The following is a 20,137-nucleotide window of genomic DNA, read 5'->3' as shown; positions in this document are numbered from 1 at the left end:
ATCTCAATTATGCTTTTTTCAACTCAGGTTCAGGATGCTGCACTTGAGAAGAATACTCAGACTTTGAATTTTGTTGTGCTTCTTGCATTTCTCGCTCTGCATTTAATTCTTCACGAGTTTTCACACGAGACAATGGCTTTTCACGCTTAAGTTCTTCGCCATCCATTAGCACCAACAATTCATTTCCGTCTATAGTTTCGTATTCAAGCAGTGCCTTCCCTACTCTTTCCAGCATATCTAAATGCATTGTTAATAATTTTTTTGCTCTTTCATACTGCGCATTTACTATTGATTTAATTTCTTTATCAATTTCTTGGGCTGTAACTTCGGAATAGTCAGAGGCCTGAGAAATATCCTTGCCTAGAAATATTTGTCCCTCTTTCTTACCATAGACAAGCGGACCCATTTTTTCTGACATTCCCCACTCCCTTACCATTCTTTGGGCAAGATCAGTGGCTTTTTCAATATCATTTCCAGCACCGCTGGTAATTTCTTTAAATTTAATTTCCTCAGCGAGCCTTCCACCCATCATCACTGCAATTTGGTTAAGTGCATAGGTTTTCGACAGATTATAACGGTCATCCGTAGGTAATTGCATGGTCACACCCAACGCACGTCCTCGAGGAATAATAGTAACTTTATGGACAGGATCAGTTGTGTCAAAAACACCTTCTTTTTCAGCGTCTCTTCTGATCAGAGCCGATACCAAGGCATGTCCAGCCTCATGAAATGCTGTATTTTCAATGTCTTTTCGCGACATCACAAGATTTCGACGTTCAGCTCCCATGATTATTTTTTCTCTTGCCATTTCAAAATCGTACATGCTGACCTGATCTTTTCCTTCTCTGGCAGCAATCAAAGCCGATTCGTTAACTAAATTTTCTATGTCAGCCCCGCTCATACCAGGGGTGGAACGAGCAAGAATGCTCAAATCAACGTCTTCAGCAAGAGGAACTTTAACAGTATGAACTTTAAAAATTTCTTCTCTGCCGCGTACATCTGGCAAAGGAACAACTACTCTCCTATCAAATCGGCCAGGACGTAGAATAGCTGGATCAAGAACATCTGGGCGATTAGTCGCAGCGATAATGATGACGCCCTCATTGGCTTCAAAACCATCCATCTCAACCAGCATTTGATTAAGGGTTTGCTCTCTTTCGTCATGACCACCACCCATACCAGCGCCACGTTGCCTTCCTACCGCATCAATCTCGTCAATGAAAATAATGCAAGGAGCATTCTTTTTCCCTTGTTCAAAGAGATCACGCACGCGGCTGGCTCCAACCCCGACAAACATCTCCACGAAATCTGAACCTGCAATGCTAAAAAACGGCACTGCAGCCTCTCCGGCAATCGCACGAGCTAAGAGAGTCTTTCCTGTCCCAGGAGGCCCCATCAGTAAAACACCTTTAGGAATACGTCCCCCAAGACGAGTGAATTTTTTAGGATCTTTCAAGAATTCAACAATTTCCTGGAGTTCGAGTTTACACTCATCAACCCCAGCAACGTTCTTAAACGTAACTTTTGATTGATTTTCTGTCATCATTCTGGCACGAGATTTGCCAAATGACATCGCACGACCGCCACCAACCTGGATCTGGCGCATGAAGAACATAAAAAGGCCAATAATCAAAAGCATCGGAAGCCACTGCGCGACTATGAGCCAGAAAGTACCACCTTCTTCCTTCTTTAGCTGATATTCAGTGCCATATTTTTTGTTGGCTTTGCTGAGAGTATCCAGAATATGATCTGTGACAACTCCAGTGCTATGAAACTGGCTACCATCCTTATTTTCTCCAGTGAAATCTTGCCCAATAATGGTAACAGTTTTTATATGCCCATCTTCAACTGATGATAAAAACTCAGAAAAAGGCTTTTCCTGCCGATTCGAGTTGGATTTGCCAAAAAAGCTCCAAACGGTCACGATAAAAAGACCGAAAACAAGCCACACAAGTAGGGTTTTTTGATATTGCTTCACCGATTGGCCTCACAATCATTAAGAGCATTGGTGTACGAGCTCTTTTTCTATAAAAATGTTCAAACCTGAACTACTTCTTTTAATATCAATAGTTCCGTTTTACAGGCACTTTCACCATATCAAATTAATATAATAATTGATAGTATGCCAAACGTTTAAACGCGCCTTATGGCGACCTTCGTGCCGTTGGTTCTTATCACAACTCCCGGCATAGAGTACTCTTTAGTTTTCAAGTGGTTAACAATAACCTTGTATAACGGTCGGTCAAGCCCTTGGGTATAAGACTTATCCTGAGACTCCAAAGAAAAATAATAATTTATTATTTTTTCTCTTGTTGGCCAGGTTTGTCGCAGATCTTTTTCTGGGGCGAGCTTCTTCAGTACCGTACACAGAGCCTTATCCAAAACAGCCCGGTCTGCGTTTTTAGCTTGAATAATTGCCTCATTATCACTCCATTCAATAATTTGCTGCGCCACATTTGACACAGCCTGAATCTGCCATGCTTGTTTATGGGCAAAATGGTTCAGCCTCTCAACGATTTGATTTTTATGATTTTTCAGTGTGGGGATAATCTCGTGCCGAATATAGGCTCTTCGCCCTATTCTCATTTCATCCAAACTATCCCTAGCATAATCACACAACCCAAGCATATTCAAAGCCAGCCGTAGATCTTCTTTTTTGAGCCCAAGAAAAGGTCTTATCAACCTAAGGTCCGCAAATTTTTGAACTTCTTGCATTGCTGCCCCCATCTCCCCTCCTCCAACTCCAAATAGAGCCATCATATAACCTTCAGCGTTATCCTCAAGATGATGAGCCGTACACACATTTTTTAGATCATAATTTTTGCATATTTTTTTTAGAGCCTGATAGCGTTTTATGCGTAGCTCTTGCTCGTTCAGCATTATGGGGGAAAAAAAGCTTTCACGGTGCACATCAAAACCAAGCCTTTTAGCTCGCTGGCATATGAACTGAGATTCCAACAATGATTCTTGGCGCATTCCATGATCGAAGGTTGCTACAACAAAGCTTCCTTTTTTTCTGGGTACCCAACATGCAAGAGCCTCCAACAGCGCTCGAGAATCTGGCCCTCCACTGACTGCAATAACAACTCCCTGGCTCATAAATGGCGCTAGAAATAAATCAAATTTCGACCATAAAACTTGCAAGACTCTTCGTGTCCTCGTCAGGTGTTTTGGTTGAAATTGTTGTGCTGTCATGATTTGAATTTAGCTCCTTATTGAGGCAAAACAACCCCCTTGCATAACTGGCTGTATTGCTTATTTCGGTGAGCGCAGGTGCACAACCAATTAGAGCTTGGCTTTATATGTGGAAGTAGCTGGTTCAAGCTCAGCTGCACCCGCCAATCAGGGATATGTTGATCGAACATAGCTAAACCATATAGCTCATGAGCGCAACAGTTTCCCTTTTAGAACCATTTACACTCTTTATTACGGCTTTATCATGCAAGAAAAATACCTTGTTACCCCCGCCCTTCCTTACGCAAATGGTCCCATTCACCTAGGGCACCTTGTTGAACATGTGCAAGTTAATATTTTTGTCCGTGCTCTTCGTATGGCCAAAAAGGATGTGCTCTATGTATGTGGTGCCGATAGCCACGGCACTCCTATAGAAATGAGCGCTATAAAAGCTGGGATCAGCCCAGTTGATTTTGCAAAGCAGTGGCAAAAGAAACAAGACGCAAGTTTTAAACGTTATGATATCGAATTCGATGGTGGCTATGGATCAACTCACACTGAAGTAAATAAAAAGCATGCCGAACAAATTTTTAAGTCACTCAAAGATAAGGGTTTTATTCAGCAAAAAGAAATAGAGCAGTTATTTGATCCTGAACTAAAACGTTTTTTACCTGATCGCATGGTAAAAGGCACATGCCCATTTTGCAAAGCTCAGGATCAATATGGTGACAACTGTGAATCCTGCGGTCACACCTACCAACCTACCGACTTAATTGATGCTAAAAGTGCATTGAGTGGTGCTACACCTATTCTTAAAAAAAGTCGCCACTATTTTGTCTCATTGTCTTCGCTGGCCAAGCAACTTAAAGATTGGACAGCTGCTGACAATACAGTTCATCCAGATATTCAAGCTTCGCTCGAACGGTGGTTTCAAGAGGGACTAAAAGATTGGGACATAAGTAGAGACGGACCTTACTTTGGATTCCCTATACCGGGCGAAGACGACAAATATTTTTACGTATGGCTCGATGCCCCAGTGGGTTACATCAGTCTTAGCGAAAAAGCAGCGCAGTTAACGGGAAAAAGTTTTAAGGATTATTGGCTCGATAAAGACACTAAAATTATTCATTTTATTGGCAAAGATATCGTTTATTTTCACACACTTTTTTGGCCGGCTATGCTTATGGCTGCTGACTATAATTTGCCATCTCAAATAGTGGTGCATGGCATGCTTACCGTCAACGGCGAAAAAATGTCAAAATCTCGCGGAACTTTTATTTTGGCCGACACATTCAGTAAGCACTTCGATCCAGAAACCCTGCGCTACTATTTTGCATGCAAACTTGGCAGTAGAGCTGAAGACATTGATCTCAATTTAGGTGACTTTATTCAACGGGTTAACACCGATCTAATCAATAAGGTCATCAACCTGGTATCTCGCGCATTGCCACTTTTGGGCCGCCTTTTTGAATATCATGCTGGCGAGCTTGATAATGATGCTGCTGAACTTATAAGTAAGGCCCAGCGCAGTGTAGGTGAGGTACAAAATTTGTATCTCCACTATGAATACCAAAAAGCGCTTAATGAAATTGTACGTTTGGCCGAGGACGCTAATAAATATTTGCAAGACAGTGCGCCATGGAAAATAGCAGGCCAAGATCCCAAAAAATCTCAATCAATCCTAACAACAGGACTTTATATTGGAAAGATTTGTCTTGGCCTATTAAAACCCGTAATTCCTCAAGCAGTAAGCAAATTAGAAAACATTATTAACGATGGCCAAGAATTTTATTTTGACACCCTAGCGCTCCCATTTCAAAAAGATCAAAAACTTAAAGCATACGAGCATATATTCAAACGAATTGACGAATCCCAACTTAAAGCTTTAAAGGACGAAACGATGAACACTGCACAACCAAATGAACCACAAGAGTTGACAGAAAAAACTTCACCACTGATCAGTATCGATAAATTTATGGATGTAGAATTGCGGGCTGCCAAAGTTATGCACGCTCAAGCTGTTGAGGGTTCCGATAAACTCATTGAATGCAAGCTTAATTTGGGTAAATTTGGCGAGCGCACTGTTTTTAGCGGGCTGCGCCCCCATGTAGAACCTGCGGATATGGTAGGAAAAACTGTGGTGTTAGTATTTAACCTTCAACCAAGAAAAATGCGTTTTGGTACGAGTGAAGGTATGATTTTGGCTGCTGGAGAAAAAGTGCCAGAACCAATTTTTCTTCACAATACAGAAGCAGGCGAAAGGATTCGATAACAATGAACATTTTTGATAATTGGTTTTTTGTTGTATTTTTGATTTTTTACTTAGCGTATTTATTGGTTGAAATTGGTCTCGACCTTCTTAATATACGCCACGTCGATCAACATAAATCCCACGTACCCGATTTATTTAAGGGGATATATTCTGAAACTGACTACAAAAAATCCATCGACTACACCAAAGCAAAAACTAATTTTAAGATTTTCACTCTCATATTAAAAACTGCTTTTGTTTTTACTTTGATTTTGAGTGGTTTTTTTGGACATCTCGACACCTGGCTTTCTGCTTATTTCAGCAATACTTTTTGGCGAGGAGTTATTTATCCCTTTGCCGTAGGTGGCGTATTTTTTGTTTTTGGAATCCCTCAATCATATTTTTACCAGTTCGTTTTAGAAGAAAAATTTGGTTTTAACCGAATGAATTTTAAAACCTTTGTACTCGATCAAATTAAAGGTGCGCTTTTAGGATTATTATTTGGAGTTCCACTTATTGCTGCTTTGCTCTGGATTATTGGTGAGAGTGGTCCTCAATGGTGGATTTTTGGCTTTGCATTAGTGATGGGTTTTCAACTTTTCACGGCAGCCATTTATCCCGTGTTTCTAGCTCCTATTTTTAATAAGTTTAGCCCTCTTGCTGATGGAAGCTTAAAGACACGAATCGAGGACTTGGCGAAAAAAGTTAATTTTAAAATGGCTGGAATTTTTACCATAGATGGTTCTAAACGTTCCTCGCACTCTAATGCTTTTTTTGCAGGCCTTGGCTCAATGAGACGGATTGTTTTGTTTGATACGCTCATAGAAAAACATTCCGAAGATGAAATTGTTGGCGTAATTGCTCATGAAATGGGACATAACGTCAAAAAACATATCCAAAAAAGTTTGGTGTTATCTTCGGTTATTATGCTGGCACTCTTTTACGTGCTCTCCCTTTGCATTCAATGGCCACCTTTTTTCACTGCACTTGGTGCCTTTCAGCCAAGCATTCATGTAGGACTTGTACTCTTTGCTTTGTTCTCATCGGTATTCATGTTTCCTATTTCACCGATTTTTACAAAAATTTCTCGACACAATGAATTTGAAGCAGATGAGTTTTCGGTTCACACAACTCGGGATAAAAAGCATCTCGCCGATGCATTGGTAAAACTCACCAAGGAAAACTTAGGCAACCTTACACCACATCCTTGGTATAGCGCGTATCATTACTCTCACCCCACTACATTAGAAAGGGTAAAAGCCATCGAAGCTGTAAGCCTAGATTAATTCTTGCAGACTATCTGCAAAAGCAAGCGGCCCTTGGAACTAGTTGATCTAAGGGCATTTTTTATAATATTCAGCCAGAGTCTGAGCTTATTTGTTGAATCTCTTGATAACTTCAATCAACCTTCCTACATAAACTAAAAATTATTTCAGGAGCTTTTAGTGGCAATCCATCCTTTTTCTTGGCAGTCCAGTAAAGAGAAACAGCAATCTTACAAGAAAGCCTCTTCACTTAGTTATGACAGATTTTGGCACCACGAAGCCATGCGATTATCGTGGAAAGAGAGTTTTCATCAGGTACACGACGGCACATTCGCTGGTGGCGAATGGTTTTTAGGAGGAGGCCTCAACGCTTCGTTTAACTGCCTGGATCGACATATTGAAAATGGCCTGGGGCAAAAGACAGCGATCATTTTTGAAAATGAGGATGGCTTTGTAAAAAAATATTCTTATCAAGAGCTTCACAGATTAACTTGTCAAATTGCTCATTTGCTTCATGAACGGGGTATCACTTCAGGCGATCGCGTCGCAATTTATATGCCCATGAACCCTCAAGGCATTGCTTCCATGCTTGCTTGCGCGCGACTGGGTGCTATCCATACAGTAATTTTCGGTGGATTTGCTAAAGAAGCTTTGATAGACCGCATTCACGATGCTAAAGCGAAAGCGGTCATAACAGCGGATTCTACCAAACGAAAAGGGCATACTATTAAGTTAAAAGACGTTGTTGATAAGGCTTTGGATGATACAAAATGTAATTCCGTAGAAACTGTGCTTTGTTTTGATTGTGAGACTTTAGCAAGCGATTCTCGTTATATTCGTTTTGTTCCAACCGATAACTGGGCAGAAAAAGTAAGAGAACCACACTCTTTTGATGCTCAGCATCCACTTTTTATTTTGTATACCTCGGGAACAACAGGTAAACCAAAAGGCATTTTTCACGCCACAGGTGGTTACTTAGTTCAAGTTGCCTCAACGACACAGTGGATATTTGACCTCAAAGATAAAGACTTATTTTGGTGTAGCGCAGATATTGGCTGGATCACCGGTCATAGCTACATTTGCTACGGTCCACTTTTGCTGGGCAATAGTATTTTTATTTTTGAAGGCGCCTTTAATTTTCCTTCAGCTGCAAGGTTATACCAACTGATCGAGCAACATAAAATTTCTGTCCTCTACACGGCTCCTACCGCAGTTCGCATGCTCATGGCTGCAGGTGAAGAATACAAAGGACAACACGATATCTCTTCTCTGCGGCTTTTGGGAAGCGTTGGTGAACCCATCAACCCTGAGGCATGGTCGTGGTACAAACGCGTCTTGGGTGAAGATCGTTGTGATATCGTTGACACTTGGTGGCAAACTGAAACTGGTGCCATCATGATGAGCGCGGTTCCCGATATCGACACTCCAAAGGCTGGTTCAGCATCAAAGGCATTTTTTGCTATCGATGCAGAAATTATTTCTGAACAGGGAGAGCTTTGTAAAAATAATGAAACAGGTTATCTTTTGATCAAAAAGCCTTGGCCATCACTTGCTCGAGGTATTTGGGGTGACCAGGAACGATTTTTACAAAGCTACTTTGATAAATTTCCTGGAGCTTATTTTACCGGAGATGGCGCATATTTCGATTTAGACAAAGATATACACATTAACGGACGCATTGATGACGTGGTAAATATCTCCGGTCACCGCTTAGGTACAGCGGAGGTAGAAAGTGCGCTTGTTGCACATGCAGCAATAGCAGAAGCAGCGGTAGTAGGAATTCATGACGATGTCACAGGTCAACGCTTAGTTGCCTTTGTAAGCCTCATGCCAAATGTAGAGCCAAGTGATGGTCTTGAAGAACAGCTTAAAGAGCAAGTAAAAAATTGCATTGGTTCTTTTGCCAAACCTGCTGCTATTCACTTTAGAGCTTTGTTGCCTAAAACTCGCTCAGGCAAAATCATGCGCAGACTGCTTAGATCAATTGCACGAGGTGAAGAGGTTAAAGCTGATATAACGACGTTGGAAGATAGCAGTGCGCTCACAACAACATAGAAATTTGCATGTAGGCCTGTTTTAGGGTGTGTCTGTCATCCCCACGCTTATAAAATACGCGCGTTCTAATGCCGTTGGTAATTTTCTTTAACAAGATAAAGTCGAAAAAAAGAGTGAGGTTTTGCGACAGACACTCATCATCATTATATGTAAGCTCAAGCTTTCCATTTTTAAGATCATAGAAAAAATTACCCTCACATACTCCAAAGATATCCGTTTTATTTACTATGCTGCCTCTAAATGAGTCTTGTGCATCGTGAGTAAAAAAAATTTCGGTAGCATAATCTTCAAAGTCAATTTTTATACTTTCAATAGCAAAAAGAGATTGGGCAAATAAAAACAAAATAAAAAATAAATACTGCATAAAACTACTCCGATACTTTGGTGGAGTTATCGTTTAATACTTCTAATGGTTGTTTGAAAAAATAAAAAAGGAGCAGATTTATAGAGTGTGCAATGATAAAAGCGATGATTTTGATTTCAAAACTTTTTGGTATAACACTGTGTGAATTGTTTTTGGGAATAGCTGAGTGATACAGCTAAATTTTGCACTACCGAGTGAAAAACGGGCTCTGTCTCCTCTAATTTATGCCCACGTTATCCACATGGGACATTCAATATCGACATGACAGAGCAATTGATGCTTGACCTAGCTTGATATAAGGGCACTAGCTTGATAAGTGCTGCTTACAACAATGCGCATGTGTTGTGTTGTTTTTTTATTTTTGAATTGCAGTCGAGAAAGTCTTCTTTAGTGACATCAGACAGCAACCCTTTAATTGATTTATTTTCACTACAGCGTTTTTCGCCTACTTCATGTAGGGCCTGACACGCGGATAGTAATAGCTTTCGGTCAGCAACTTCTTTGTTTAATTCTGCCGCTATAATTAGTGACAACAATACTTCTTGGGCTTTTTTACTTGTTGGCTGATACTTTTCCACTAAGGATTCAAAAATGAGCAGCATATCTTCCTTGCAACACACCTTCTCTGGCCCTAGATTAATCATCAAAGCAAAGGAAAGTATATCCGCACTAGAGCAGTTAATCTTAAGGTTCTCCAATTTTTCATCTGCCACATAGGCACATGTAAATCCTTTTTCCTCAAGCTTAAAAACATACGCACCTACTTCATCATCGGTGGACACACCGAAGGTATCGTCGTTGTGCTCATAAGAACATAAATAGAAATTGCTACCCTCCAAAGGTTTAATTCTGTCAGACGAGCCCACCTTGACGGCTTCACTGAGATCTATTGTTTCTAACAGCGAATAAGAAGAACTATCATCTGATCTATACCAAATTTTCACAAACTTTTTATCCACATGTGACACCGCTAAATTTTCACTTATTTTTATAAAACCGGTCAACTTTCTTAGGTAAGCCAAATGTTCATAAAACCTATTCGAATGCAGCCAGGAATCCTGCAGCTTGCCTGCGAACGAAACCACATCATTGGTGTCATGGCAAACCAGTCTGAAATTTGCTAGGTCTTTTAGATCTAGATAGGAAGCAATTTCCGCCCAAATTTCATTGGGAAGACCCAACATCTTACCTTTTCCCATAAAAATTCGTGAACCAAACACTTCACCATGATTAGAGCCTTGGTTAACGCGAAAAATCCTTACTATCTTTTCGTTGGTATTTTCTGACGTCTTTTCGTTATTTTTGGCATTATCATTATTAAAGTCACCCATTGCACTTACTTCTGGAAGTATTTGTTCAACAGTTCCAACTTCAGATCTATTTTCTTGAACAATCCTCCTTGAAGTGATGATATTTCTTAAATTTTCGTTTTCAGCCTCGATACCTGCATCGGCTAGATTTTGTTCTAGATTAATTTCTTGAGCTCTATTCTCATCGTTTTCAGTATCCGGAATAATAATTTCGCTTATGAGCTCATTTCTCTGAATCTCTTCACCTTGCTCAAACATGTTCAACGAAAACAAACTGCGACATAAAAAGAAAACAATTATCCTTACAATCATAAATACACTCCAACATTAGCTAAAACATACAATACTAGTGATTTATCGGATTGGCATAACTATTATTTCAATACAGGTCAATGACTATGCATGAAAATATAATGAAGAGCACACCGGTGCCCAGGAGCCTATATGGAATTTTAAATACCATTGTTAAAAATTCTTATAGGCTCTGGCTCAGTAACGACGTAGAATCTTTTTTACAAAGTTATATCCACCCCCGCATAGATATTGGTGAAGTTTGATGCACCGACATTAGTAGATACGAAGGGCACTTTAAAACCATTGGCAGGATCATAAGCGGGATTGTAGCTGGTAATTCCCAACTTTAGTATCGTCTCAAAACTTGTGGGTAATTTATAGCCATATTCAAGATAGGCTAAAGTTGATTCTGTGTACTTTTGTGCTTCTTCATTCGGTCTGAGAAAATTGTGATAGGTTTTGAAGGCCAGCGTAAAAACGTTTGCCCCTAAAGTATATTCAGCAGATAATTGATTCTTCAACATCAGCATTGTCTGCCGTCCATCGACACGACATTGATTTCCACTTAATTTATCTTCGGCGGAACTATCAGGTGAGCAGGCGGAACTTTTATAGGGAAGCGAGTGAATATATGCCACTGCTGTTGGTTTATAACTTAGAGTTAGTCCCCATTTGCTCCATGACAAAGCAGAATTCAGTCCAAGCCCAATGATACGATTGCTGACTGAAGAAGTTTTTGATGCGGGTATTTCCACTTCAACCCCAGGAGCATAGGAAATTCCTGATGCTTGGTGATTTACGGCATTTTTCAGCTGTGTTCTAAATTTCACGTCGTTAAAACTCAGTTTTTCTCCTGCTTTAGCGGTATTTTTGGGCATCCATTCAAAAATAGAATAAAATTCTAAATCGGCTTTAAGGTAACGGTCGCCCCAAAATTCTTTGCTCTTCAGTGTAGGTTTCAAAAGTAAATCGCTAGTTAATGATCGACTTTCACCAAAGCGACTTGAAATTGCACCGGGAGCCACCGCTTGATTCACAGAGATTTCTGCACCCAAATAAGGTTTTTCTAATTTTGAGACTGCCTCTTCTTGAGCATGCAGAACCGGTGACAGCGCTACACATAAAGTTAAATAGGATAAAATTCTTTTCATCTGGTCCTCGTTCGTCTGTGTGTATTGGTGACGAAAAAGTCCAAAACGATTAAATTTTTTTAAAAATTAAATTTTTCCATTTCTTCATGGCGCTTATCATCAAAAGCGTGGACATAGTGTCTGGTCGTTTGTTCGTTTGAGTGCCGAAGGTTTTCTTTAATGTGGGTAAATGAAACACCAGCCAAATCCTGCCTCGATGCCGATAAATGTCTTAACCAGTGCGGGGAAAATTTTTCCATTTTTTTGGCGCTATGTGGGTTTCCCTTCAATTGCAAAGCCGCTTTGAGTGCTAGTTCTTTAAGCAAATTGCTCATTTGCCTGGTCGTGAGTGTTTTTTGTGGCGAGCTTAATGAGGGAATTATAGGCAGATAATCTTCTTCGTGGGGTATGGGTGACATAGCAAGGCTCAGCCTGAATTTTATAACTGCCTGCCAAAGATTTCGATTGATAGGAATTTTGCCCAGCTTATCGCCTTTCCCTCGTACAAAAAACCACCATTTACCATTGAGCTGACGAAAATTTGCCCATGTTGATTGGGCTAATTCATCGATCCGTAAACCCAAAAAATAAAGAATTGTAACTAAAAAAATTAGCCTTTGTTTTTTTTTCACTTCATGAGAATTATTTTCCGGATAATCGCGCATCGTTTGAAGAAACACCCGCCATTCTTCTTGGCTTAAGATTCGCTCCTCAATAGAAAAGCGATTACTGACCAATTTTTCTTTAAGCCTACTTTTTCTTCGTATGAGGGCAAAAGCATTAAAAGAAACATAACCTGCATCCACCAAATAACCCATCATAGAGTTGAGAATAGCAAGCGCACAGCGAATAGCACTCTCACCTAGTGGACCACTAAATGGTTTCCAAATACCCTTATGAGAACGCCCTCCCTTAGGACCACACCATTTTTCAAAGGGTTGAGGGTTTTTTAAAAATGAAATGTAGGCTTCAACATCGTCTCTGCTGAGCGTCTCGAGCGTGCAGTTTCTTTCAAGCGCACACCACACCAAAAACCTTTCTCCTTCTTTCTTATAACTACGGTAGGTGGTGGGTTTTTCAAAATACTCGTCGAGCCATCGTTCAAATGCTTCAACATCGTTGCGAGCTCTAATGCGGCAATCAGACTTTTCATTTTGGATAAGATTCGACCTAAGTTTTTGCAGCTGGCCTTTCTCTAGATGCTCCATTGGTCTTTCCTCTACTATGTGCCTGCAGTGCTCGCAAACGAGCTATCGTAACATCACGTTTGACAATTTCTATTTTCAGTTCACTTAGTTGATTATGAACAATAAAAAGCTCGTTTTGTACAAAAGCTAATTTTTCACGCAATGCATCTCTTTCTTTATGAAGTTTGAGGCTCTCTTCCAATACCGTCTTAAATTTTGTATCTTGTTCAATTATTTTTTGTTGGGAAATTTCAAGCGTATCTTTCAGATATGTAAGCTGATGTTCTAGTTCGCCTAGTTTTACATCTTGATTATATTTCTCAATTTTTACAGCATTGAGACTTTCAGAATATTCTTGTCCCAGCTGTTTTTTTTCTTCATTGGCGCGTATCAGTTGTGCTTGTAGAGTATTTTGAGCATTATCAAATGCATTTTTGGTCTGCTCCAAAGTGTACTTTTGATTTTTGTAAAATTCGGCCATTATTCGCTCGTGGGAGCTTATTTCTTGTGCATGCTGAGATTTGAAAATTAAAAAATCATGTTCAAGATCTTTTCTTGTCTTTATTTCTCGTTGATATTGTTCATTTAGTGCTTGATGTTGTTGACTCAGCTGGGAAAACTCGCTTTGTAGCGATGTCATTTCATGAACAAGAGCCTCTATATTTTTCTTGCCCTGTTCTATTTCTTTGTCTTTTGTGAGTAATTCTTCATTAAATTCTAGTTTTATCTTTTCAATTTCTTCTTGAGTTTCGCTCTGAATTTTTTCATGCACCATACGAACTGCGCGCGAAATTGGATCAGAATTAGCACTACAGTCACCAGTATTTTCTCGCCCAATTTTTCGGCTCACTGTCCATGTTTTACGATATTTATAGATTTCATTGGGACTGCCACGACTCTTTCCCATCCCCAACAAGCGCTCGCGAATAGCTTCGCCGGTAATACCATCCATACTTCCATGTAATGCCCACAAGTCATCACACGCTTGCCACACTTCTTGTTCGCGCCGCCTGCTTGCTATTTCCATAAATTCTCCATGGCTCAAAAATTATAATAAAAATAAATTCACCACACAACGAACAAAGCCAACACTCCGATTTTGTAGCTTTTTTAATACAATAATGCATTTTTGGCACCCCTCCTTTGGCAATTGCCGAAAACTACGGCAAGAAGTTTTTATGAATAGATTGGGGACAAGGGTGAATGCCAAAAATATGAACATGCCCACCGCTAAAAACCATAGCAAAAGCGATCACAAAAACATTCAGGGCATTGCTTGGATGAGTTTCTTTTGGTCAATGTCAACACTCATGGTTTTTAGTTTATTACCGGCTTTCTTGGTTGATGAACTTAAGACCGGGCATCATGATATTGGGTTGATCGAAGGAATTGCTATTTCTTCTTCTTTTTTGGCTAAATTTTTTTCTGGTTTCTTAAGCGATGTCATGCGTAAGAGAAAGCCACTGATCTTGTTAGGAGCTGCACTTACCGCCATGGTAAAGCCAATTTTTGCCTTATCAACTACTACAGGAATGGTTTTTGGATTGAGGTTTATCGATCGACTCAGCAAAGGTATTCGCTCAGCTCCCACAGATGCTTTGATCGCAGATCTCAGTGAACGTGGATTTTATGCCACTAATTTTGGCTTTCGCGAGGCGCTCTATACTCTTGGTCAGGTAGTCGGAGCTTTAGCGGCAATGTTGCTCATGTTGAGCTCCAACAACAATTATCGTTTGGTCTTTGCTTTGTCTGCCATTCCTGCAAGTTTGGCTTTGTTAATTTTATTTTTGTGGATCAAACCTAATCCTAACTCTCACCCAAGAGCTGATACTAGGTACCATCGGAAAAAAGTTGAGCTCACCGACATCAAAGAATTTTCTCCTATTTTTTGGTGGCTCATGCTGGCCTTTTTCTTTCTTATGCTTGGACGCTTTAGCGAAGCTTTTCTAACATTAAAGGCAAAAGAAGTTGGCTGGTCGGTAGCTTATTTGCCCATGATGATCATCGTGATGGATCTTGTACATGCTGGTGTAGCCATTCCTTGTGGAAAATATGCTGATAAAATTTCTCGCAGCATGATGTTATCGGCGGGTCTTGTGCTCATGTTTACGGCACAGGCATTCCTATCTTATGTAAGTTCCATAGCTGGCACAATCATAGGTGTCATTTTGGTGGGACTACATATGGGAGCTACACAAGGATTGCTTAAAGCCATGATCGCCCAGGCAACCCCAGCAAAACTTAGAGGAACTGCCTATTCATTATTTTTTGTAATCAGCGGCGTAGCATTATTTTTGGCTAATACTATAGCAGGAAATCTATCTCATCGCTTTGGTTTATCGGCCACCTTCTTGATGGGAAGTTTTTTTAGTATTTTTGCAGCCGGAGTAATATACATAGCCTCACTCAGAAGGCCCGCAATAAAAAGCATGTAATAGTTCAAAAAATATTCTCTCACCTGCTGAATTATTTTCTCCATAATAAATCAAGTTTTCATAGGCTTATAAGCTCATTTTCCAAATAAAAATCTGAATAAATTAAACACAACCGCTGTTGCTGCTCTACTGTGCTGTACTATTGGTAAAGTGATCGGCTTTAGATACCCCGGAGTTCACTCATGTCTTTGGCGATTTATTGTTTTGGCGTCATAACTGTTGTCTTGGTAATGCTCTCATCTTATTTTTTAGGAGAACGTAGCACCAATCCACGAAAACGAACTCCCTATGAAGGCGGTATTAAATCTGCGGGCACTGCGCGTGTACACTTCTTTGCACAATACTTTTTGGTAGCAATTTTATTTGTTGTTTTCGATCTTGAATCAGCTTTCATTTATTTGTGGGCCACTTCTGTTGTCGACGTCGGTTGGTTAGGATTTATAGAAATTTCTGTATTCATCAGCATGTTGCTGCTTTCTCTTTATTATGTCATAGCCAAAGGCGTATTGAGATTTGGTCCTCGTCCTCGCGTGGCAGGTGGTGCTCGATCATGACTCTAATTACTAAAACCCCCGAACAATGGCTTAAAGGGCAGCTTGGCCCGAATGAGGCTCAGACTTTTTTATTTTCTCGTCTTCAAGATCTGATCTCATGGGGAAGAAAAAATTCTGTTTGGCCCTTTAATTTTGGCTTAAGTTGTTGCTACGTCGAAATGGCAACCAGTCTTACCAGCACATATGATGTTGCGCGATTTGGTTCGGAAGTTATAAGAGGAACTCCTCGAGAAGCTGACGTCATGGTGGTAGCCGGAACCGTGTTTAGAAAAATGGCTCCCATAGTAAAACGGCTTTATGAACAAATGATGGAACCAAAATGGGTGATATCCATGGGATCATGCGCAAACTCGGGCGGAATGTACGATATCTATAGCGTTGTTCAAGGAGTCGATAAAATTTTACCTGTTGATCTCTACATTTCAGGTTGTCCTCCTCGGCCCGAAGCATTTATGGAGGGTATTTTGCTCTTGCGTGAATCCATTGGTAAGGAAAGGCGCCCTATTTCCTGGTTGGGAGGTTCACAAGACGTAAGTAAACCCACTCCTCTTTCTATGCGTAAAATTAAAGGCGAGACAAGAAAAGCAGTCCAAACCTACGATGAACCCAACCACATGTAGCGAGTGAATCATGAACGAAGCTATTGTTTCGAGCCTGAAAAATAAGTTTCCCGAGGCAATCAAGGGACAGCAAAGGAGCAATGATCTCATCCCTACAGTTTGGATCGAAGGCTCAAAAATTAAAACTATTCTTAGCTACCTAAAAAATGTGCCTCAACCTTTTTCTATGTTATATGATCTGACCGCTATCGATGAAACTGAACGAGAACACTGTGATGCTCAACCCAATTCGGATGTTACTTTGGTCTATCATCTTTTGTCGTTGGCACGAAACGAAGATATTCGTCTTAAGGTTGCGCTTAAGGATAGCCAACTCAGCGTAGAAAGCGTGACTGAGCTCTTCAAAAATGCTAACTGGTACGAACGAGAAATTTTTGACATGTTCGGTGTCAGCTTTATAGGTCACCCTCACCTTATGCGCCTTCTCATGCCTCGTTCTTGGAAAGGTCACCCTTTACGCAAAGTGCACCCTGCTCGCGCAACAGAAATGGGTCTTTACCACCTCGATGAAGATCAAGAACAAGCAGAGCAAGATCTATTAGAATTTAAACCTGAAGAATGGGGACTTAAAAGAAAAGATGATGATCATGAATATATCTTTTTAAACTTAGGTCCTCAGCATCCTGGCACTCATGGAGTCTTACGCATTATTTTGCAGCTTGATGGCGAAGAAATTGTTGATTCAGTGCTGGATATAGGCTTTCATCATCGTGGCGCTGAAAAAATGGGCGAACGACAAAATTGGCATAGCTATATCCCTTACACTGATAGAATCGACTATCTCGGTGGGGTTATGAATAATCTTGCTTATCTGTTGGCTGTTGAACAACTGGCTGGCATAGATGTTCCTCCAAAAGCTCAAACTATCAGAGTCATGATGTGCGAACTTTTTCGCATTGCCAGTCACTTAGTTTGGTACGGCACTTTTGCTCAGGATATAGGCTCTCTCTCTCCAATTTTTTACATGTTTAATGAACGTGAAAAAATATTTCGCATTGTCGAGGGGATAACTGGTGGCCGTATGCATCCAAGCTGGTTTCGTATTGGCGGTGTTGCGCACGACTTGCCGCAAGGATGGGAAAATGCAGTCTTAGATTTTACAAAAAATTTCCCAAGCAAGCTTAAAGAATATGATCGATTGGTCATGGAAAATAGCATTTTTAAGGCACGCACTATTGGAATTGGAGCTTACTCTTTATCAGAAGCGATAGAATGGGGAATAAGCGGGGCTGGACTAAGAGCAACTGGCCTTGAATGGGATTTACGAAAAAAACGCCCTTACTCGGGATACGAACAATTTAATTTCGATATTCCTACCGCTAAAAATGGCGATTGCTACGATAGAGGTTTGGTGCGCATTGAAGAGATGCGCCAGAGTTTGCGTATTATCGAGCAATGCGTAAAAAAAATGCCTAATGGTCCAACTAAATCGAATCATCCCCTGACAACCCCGCCAAACAAAGCAGAAACTCTGGCAAATATTGAAACAATGATTCAGCATTTTTTGAATGTTTCATGGGGACCTGTGATGCCTGCCGGTGAATCTTTTTTTGGCATTGAAGCGACCAAAGGTATCAATAGCTACTATTTGATCAGTGACGGCAGCAATCGATCCTACCGCACTCGTATTCGGACTCCATCTTTCGCTCACTTACAGATGCTTCCTTTGCTTGCCAAAGGAACGACTATTCCAGACTTAATGGCCATTTTGGGAAGCGTGGACTTTGTTCTTGCTGACCTGGATCGCTAGGGGAGAATATTGTGCTTAGTAAGCTTGAAATAGCTGAAATAGATCTTGAAATAGCTAAGTTTCCCGTGCGCAAAAGTGCGTGTTTAGATGCTTTGTTGGTGGTACAACGCCACCGGAGCTATGTCAGCGATGAGGCCTTAAGAGACGTTGCGGATTATATTGGAATGTCAGCCACCGAACTCGATGGTATCGCCACTTTTTATAATCTTATTTATCGCAAACCTGTTGGCAAAAAAGTGATACGTCTGTGCGACAGCGTAAGCTGCTGGATCATGGGCTATGAAAAAGTTCGTCAGTGCATAAAAAAAGAACTTGGTATTGACTGGGGCGAAACGTGCAAAAATAATGAGTATACACTCTTGCCCGCTCAATGCCTGGGGACATGCGATAAAGGTCCAGCGATGATGGTGAATGATGAGCTTCATACCCATCTCACACCTGAAAAAATAAGCGCCATTCTAAAAACAAAAAAAAACGAGGAGAAAGACCGTGAAGAATCCTCTCACCGGACTCATGAACACCAATGGTCAACCCCTTAGTTTAAAGGATTATCAATCTGCTCATGGATATGAAGGCCTTAATAATGCAATAAAAATGGAGCCTGGTGAGGTTATTAGTCTCATCAAAGAGGCTGGACTTTTAGGGCGCGGTGGCGCAGGTTTTAGCACTGGCATCAAGATGAGCGCTGTGCCGCCAGTGATTGATGAGCATGACGTTCATTATCTGGTTGTCAATGCTGATGAGATGGAGCCTGGAACCTTTAAAGATCGTTGGCTTTTAGAAGGTAATCCGCACCAGCTCATTGAAGGTGTAATGATCGCTGCACATGCTATTGGGGCAAAAGTCGCCTATATATTTTTAAGAGGCGAATATAAAACCGCTGAAAAATATTTAGAGCACGCCTTGCATGAAGCTCACAAGGCCAATCTTTTTTATAACCTGGATATTTTTATTCATATGAGTGCTGGACGATATATCTGTGGCGAAGAAACGGCGCTTTTGAATGCTCTTGAAGGCCGCAGAGCAACTCCTCGAGCTAAGCCTCCTTTTCCTCAGGTCAGTGGATTATGGGGGAAACCTACCCTTGTACAGAATGTTGAGACTGTAAGCAATCTTCCTCATATTCTACGAAAAGGCGCTGCGTGGTTTAAAACTTTGGGAAAAGCAATCGATGCTGGTACCAAAATCTATGGCGTCAGTGGAAAAGTAAACTATCCTGGAGCTTTTGAGCTCCCCATGGGTACGTTAGGACGTGAAATTCTTGAAAACTGCGCCGGAGGGATGAGAGCTGGGCTTAAGCTTAGAGCATTTTTGCCTGGAGGCGCTTCTACAGATTTTTTAACGGAAGAATATCTTGATGTACCTATGGACTACAGTTCCATGGCTCAAAAAAGAACTCGAATGGGTACTGGAACCATGATTATTCTTGATGACCACACCTGTCCGGTGGGAATGCTTTTGAATCTAGAAAAATTTTTCAAACAAGAATCATGTGGGTTTTGCACACCGTGCAGAGAAGGCTTATCTTTTGTTTATGAGACACTATCGGCTATTGAACGCGGCGAAGGCCAGGAATCAGATATTGGAATATTAGAAAATCATGCGCGTTTACTGGGACCAGGAAGCACGTTTTGTGCTCTTGCTCCTGGCGCTTCAGCCCCCTTAGGGTCTGGGCTTAAACTTTTTCGCAAAGATTTTTTGGAACATATAGCTCAAAAGCGCTGCCCCTATGGCAACTGAGGATGTTC

Annotated in this window: 16 protein-coding genes; 9 read left to right on the top strand and 7 right to left on the bottom strand. The window is 40.8% G+C overall.

Features of this window, described 5'->3' with window-relative positions; translation table 11 throughout:
* Positions 1-7 precede the first annotated feature (7 nt).
* Together H6731_00205 and tilS are read right to left on the bottom strand one after the other, a co-directional pair.
* Positions 8-1,978 (bottom strand): ATP-dependent metallopeptidase FtsH/Yme1/Tma family protein, encoded by a 1,971-nt coding sequence (locus H6731_00205; GenBank protein ID USN50881.1) that lies wholly within the window; start codon positions 1,976-1,978, stop codon positions 8-10.
* Between the two features lie 155 nt (positions 1,979-2,133).
* Positions 2,134-3,195 (bottom strand): tRNA lysidine(34) synthetase TilS, encoded by a 1,062-nt coding sequence (gene tilS, locus H6731_00200; GenBank protein ID USN50880.1) that lies wholly within the window; start codon positions 3,193-3,195, stop codon positions 2,134-2,136.
* A 244-nt stretch (positions 3,196-3,439) separates the two neighbouring features.
* Here tilS and metG point away from each other — a divergent pair, with 244 nt between their 5' ends.
* The 3 genes from metG (at position 3,440) to acs (ending at position 8,745) form a co-directional block, all read left to right on the top strand.
* Positions 3,440-5,446 (top strand): methionine--tRNA ligase, encoded by a 2,007-nt coding sequence (gene metG, locus H6731_00195; GenBank protein USN50879.1) that lies wholly within the window; start codon positions 3,440-3,442, stop codon positions 5,444-5,446.
* Positions 5,447-5,448: 2 nt separating this feature from the next.
* Positions 5,449-6,711 (top strand): M48 family metallopeptidase, encoded by a 1,263-nt coding sequence (locus tag H6731_00190; GenBank protein USN50878.1) that lies wholly within the window; start codon positions 5,449-5,451, stop codon positions 6,709-6,711.
* A gap of 159 nt (positions 6,712-6,870) precedes the next feature.
* Positions 6,871-8,745, top strand: coding sequence for an acetate--CoA ligase (gene acs / locus H6731_00185; GenBank protein USN50877.1), 1,875 nt, complete (start codon positions 6,871-6,873; stop codon positions 8,743-8,745).
* On the opposite strand, the gene H6731_00180 is transcribed toward acs, so the two are convergent.
* The 5 genes from H6731_00180 to H6731_00160 all read right to left on the bottom strand — a co-directional run bounded on the left by H6731_00180 (position 8,732) and on the right by H6731_00160 (position 14,057).
* Entirely contained in the window at positions 8,732-9,109 is a 378-nt protein-coding gene (locus tag H6731_00180; protein ID USN50876.1) for a hypothetical protein, read from the bottom strand. The genes acs and H6731_00180 overlap by 14 nt on opposite strands.
* A gap of 323 nt (positions 9,110-9,432) precedes the next feature.
* Entirely contained in the window at positions 9,433-10,731 is a 1,299-nt protein-coding gene (locus H6731_00175; protein ID USN50875.1) for an F-box protein, read from the bottom strand.
* Positions 10,732-10,931: 200 nt separating this feature from the next.
* Positions 10,932-11,864 carry a hypothetical protein gene (locus tag H6731_00170; protein ID USN50874.1) on the bottom strand — a complete coding sequence of 311 codons (933 nt, stop codon included), beginning with the start codon at positions 11,862-11,864 and terminating at the stop codon, positions 10,932-10,934.
* A 59-nt stretch (positions 11,865-11,923) separates the two neighbouring features.
* Positions 11,924-13,051 (bottom strand): site-specific integrase, encoded by a 1,128-nt coding sequence (locus H6731_00165; protein ID USN50873.1) that lies wholly within the window; start codon positions 13,049-13,051, stop codon positions 11,924-11,926.
* Positions 13,014-14,057, bottom strand: a complete 1,044-nt coding sequence (locus H6731_00160; GenBank protein USN50872.1) for a DNA-binding protein — start codon at positions 14,055-14,057, stop codon at positions 13,014-13,016. The genes H6731_00165 and H6731_00160 overlap by 38 nt, the downstream gene beginning before the upstream one ends.
* 151 nt (positions 14,058-14,208) lie before the next feature.
* Here H6731_00160 and H6731_00155 point away from each other — a divergent pair, with 151 nt between their 5' ends.
* The 6 genes from H6731_00155 (at position 14,209) to nuoF (ending at position 20,129) form a co-directional block, all read left to right on the top strand.
* Positions 14,209-15,465: an MFS transporter gene (locus H6731_00155; GenBank protein USN50871.1), complete on the top strand. Its 1,257-nt coding sequence runs from the start codon at positions 14,209-14,211 to the stop codon at positions 15,463-15,465.
* 182 nt (positions 15,466-15,647) lie between these two features.
* On the top strand, positions 15,648-16,019 hold the full coding sequence (locus H6731_00150; GenBank protein ID USN50870.1) for an NADH-quinone oxidoreductase subunit A: 372 nt from the start codon (positions 15,648-15,650) through the stop codon (positions 16,017-16,019).
* On the top strand, positions 16,016-16,639 hold the full coding sequence (locus H6731_00145) for an NADH-quinone oxidoreductase subunit B (protein USN50869.1): 624 nt from the start codon (positions 16,016-16,018) through the stop codon (positions 16,637-16,639). The genes H6731_00150 and H6731_00145 overlap by 4 nt, the downstream gene beginning before the upstream one ends.
* Positions 16,640-16,649: 10 nt before the next feature.
* Entirely contained in the window at positions 16,650-18,389 is a 1,740-nt protein-coding gene (gene nuoC / locus H6731_00140) for an NADH-quinone oxidoreductase subunit C/D (protein ID USN50868.1), read from the top strand.
* Positions 18,390-18,400: 11 nt separating this feature from the next.
* The gene (gene nuoE, locus H6731_00135) at positions 18,401-18,928 is read left to right on the top strand and encodes an NADH-quinone oxidoreductase subunit NuoE (protein ID USN50867.1); all 528 of its coding nucleotides are present in this window, start codon (positions 18,401-18,403) and stop codon (positions 18,926-18,928) included.
* Positions 18,879-20,129 (top strand): NADH-quinone oxidoreductase subunit NuoF, encoded by a 1,251-nt coding sequence (gene nuoF, locus H6731_00130; protein USN50866.1) that lies wholly within the window; start codon positions 18,879-18,881, stop codon positions 20,127-20,129. The genes nuoE and nuoF overlap by 50 nt, the downstream gene beginning before the upstream one ends.
* The last annotated feature ends 8 nt before the right edge of the window (positions 20,130-20,137 follow it).

The sequence above is a fragment of the Myxococcales bacterium genome, assembly GCA_023898405.1.
Lineage (GTDB): Bacteria > Myxococcota > UBA727 > UBA727 > JABDBI01.
This window is presented reverse-complemented; position numbering and strand designations above follow the sequence as displayed.

What these genes read in the sequence shown, in the direction of transcription:
- tilS (USN50880.1), bottom strand. Translation starts at nt 3,195, where the DNA reads ATGACAGCACAACAATTTCAACCAAAACACCTGACGAGGACACGAAGA.
- metG (USN50879.1), top strand. Translation starts at nt 3,440, where the DNA reads ATGCAAGAAAAATACCTTGTTACCCCCGCCCTTCCTTACGCAAATGGT.
- H6731_00190 (USN50878.1), top strand. Translation starts at nt 5,449, where the DNA reads ATGAACATTTTTGATAATTGGTTTTTTGTTGTATTTTTGATTTTTTAC.
- H6731_00180 (USN50876.1), bottom strand. Translation starts at nt 9,109, where the DNA reads ATGCAGTATTTATTTTTTATTTTGTTTTTATTTGCCCAATCTCTTTTT.
- H6731_00175 (USN50875.1), bottom strand. Translation starts at nt 10,731, where the DNA reads ATGATTGTAAGGATAATTGTTTTCTTTTTATGTCGCAGTTTGTTTTCG.
- H6731_00170 (USN50874.1), bottom strand. Translation starts at nt 11,864, where the DNA reads ATGAAAAGAATTTTATCCTATTTAACTTTATGTGTAGCGCTGTCACCG.
- H6731_00165 (USN50873.1), bottom strand. Translation starts at nt 13,051, where the DNA reads ATGGAGCATCTAGAGAAAGGCCAGCTGCAAAAACTTAGGTCGAATCTT.
- H6731_00160 (USN50872.1), bottom strand. Translation starts at nt 14,057, where the DNA reads ATGGAAATAGCAAGCAGGCGGCGCGAACAAGAAGTGTGGCAAGCGTGT.
- H6731_00155 (USN50871.1), top strand. Translation starts at nt 14,209, where the DNA reads ATGAATAGATTGGGGACAAGGGTGAATGCCAAAAATATGAACATGCCC.
- H6731_00150 (USN50870.1), top strand. Translation starts at nt 15,648, where the DNA reads ATGTCTTTGGCGATTTATTGTTTTGGCGTCATAACTGTTGTCTTGGTA.
- H6731_00145 (USN50869.1), top strand. Translation starts at nt 16,016, where the DNA reads ATGACTCTAATTACTAAAACCCCCGAACAATGGCTTAAAGGGCAGCTT.
- nuoC (USN50868.1), top strand. Translation starts at nt 16,650, where the DNA reads ATGAACGAAGCTATTGTTTCGAGCCTGAAAAATAAGTTTCCCGAGGCA.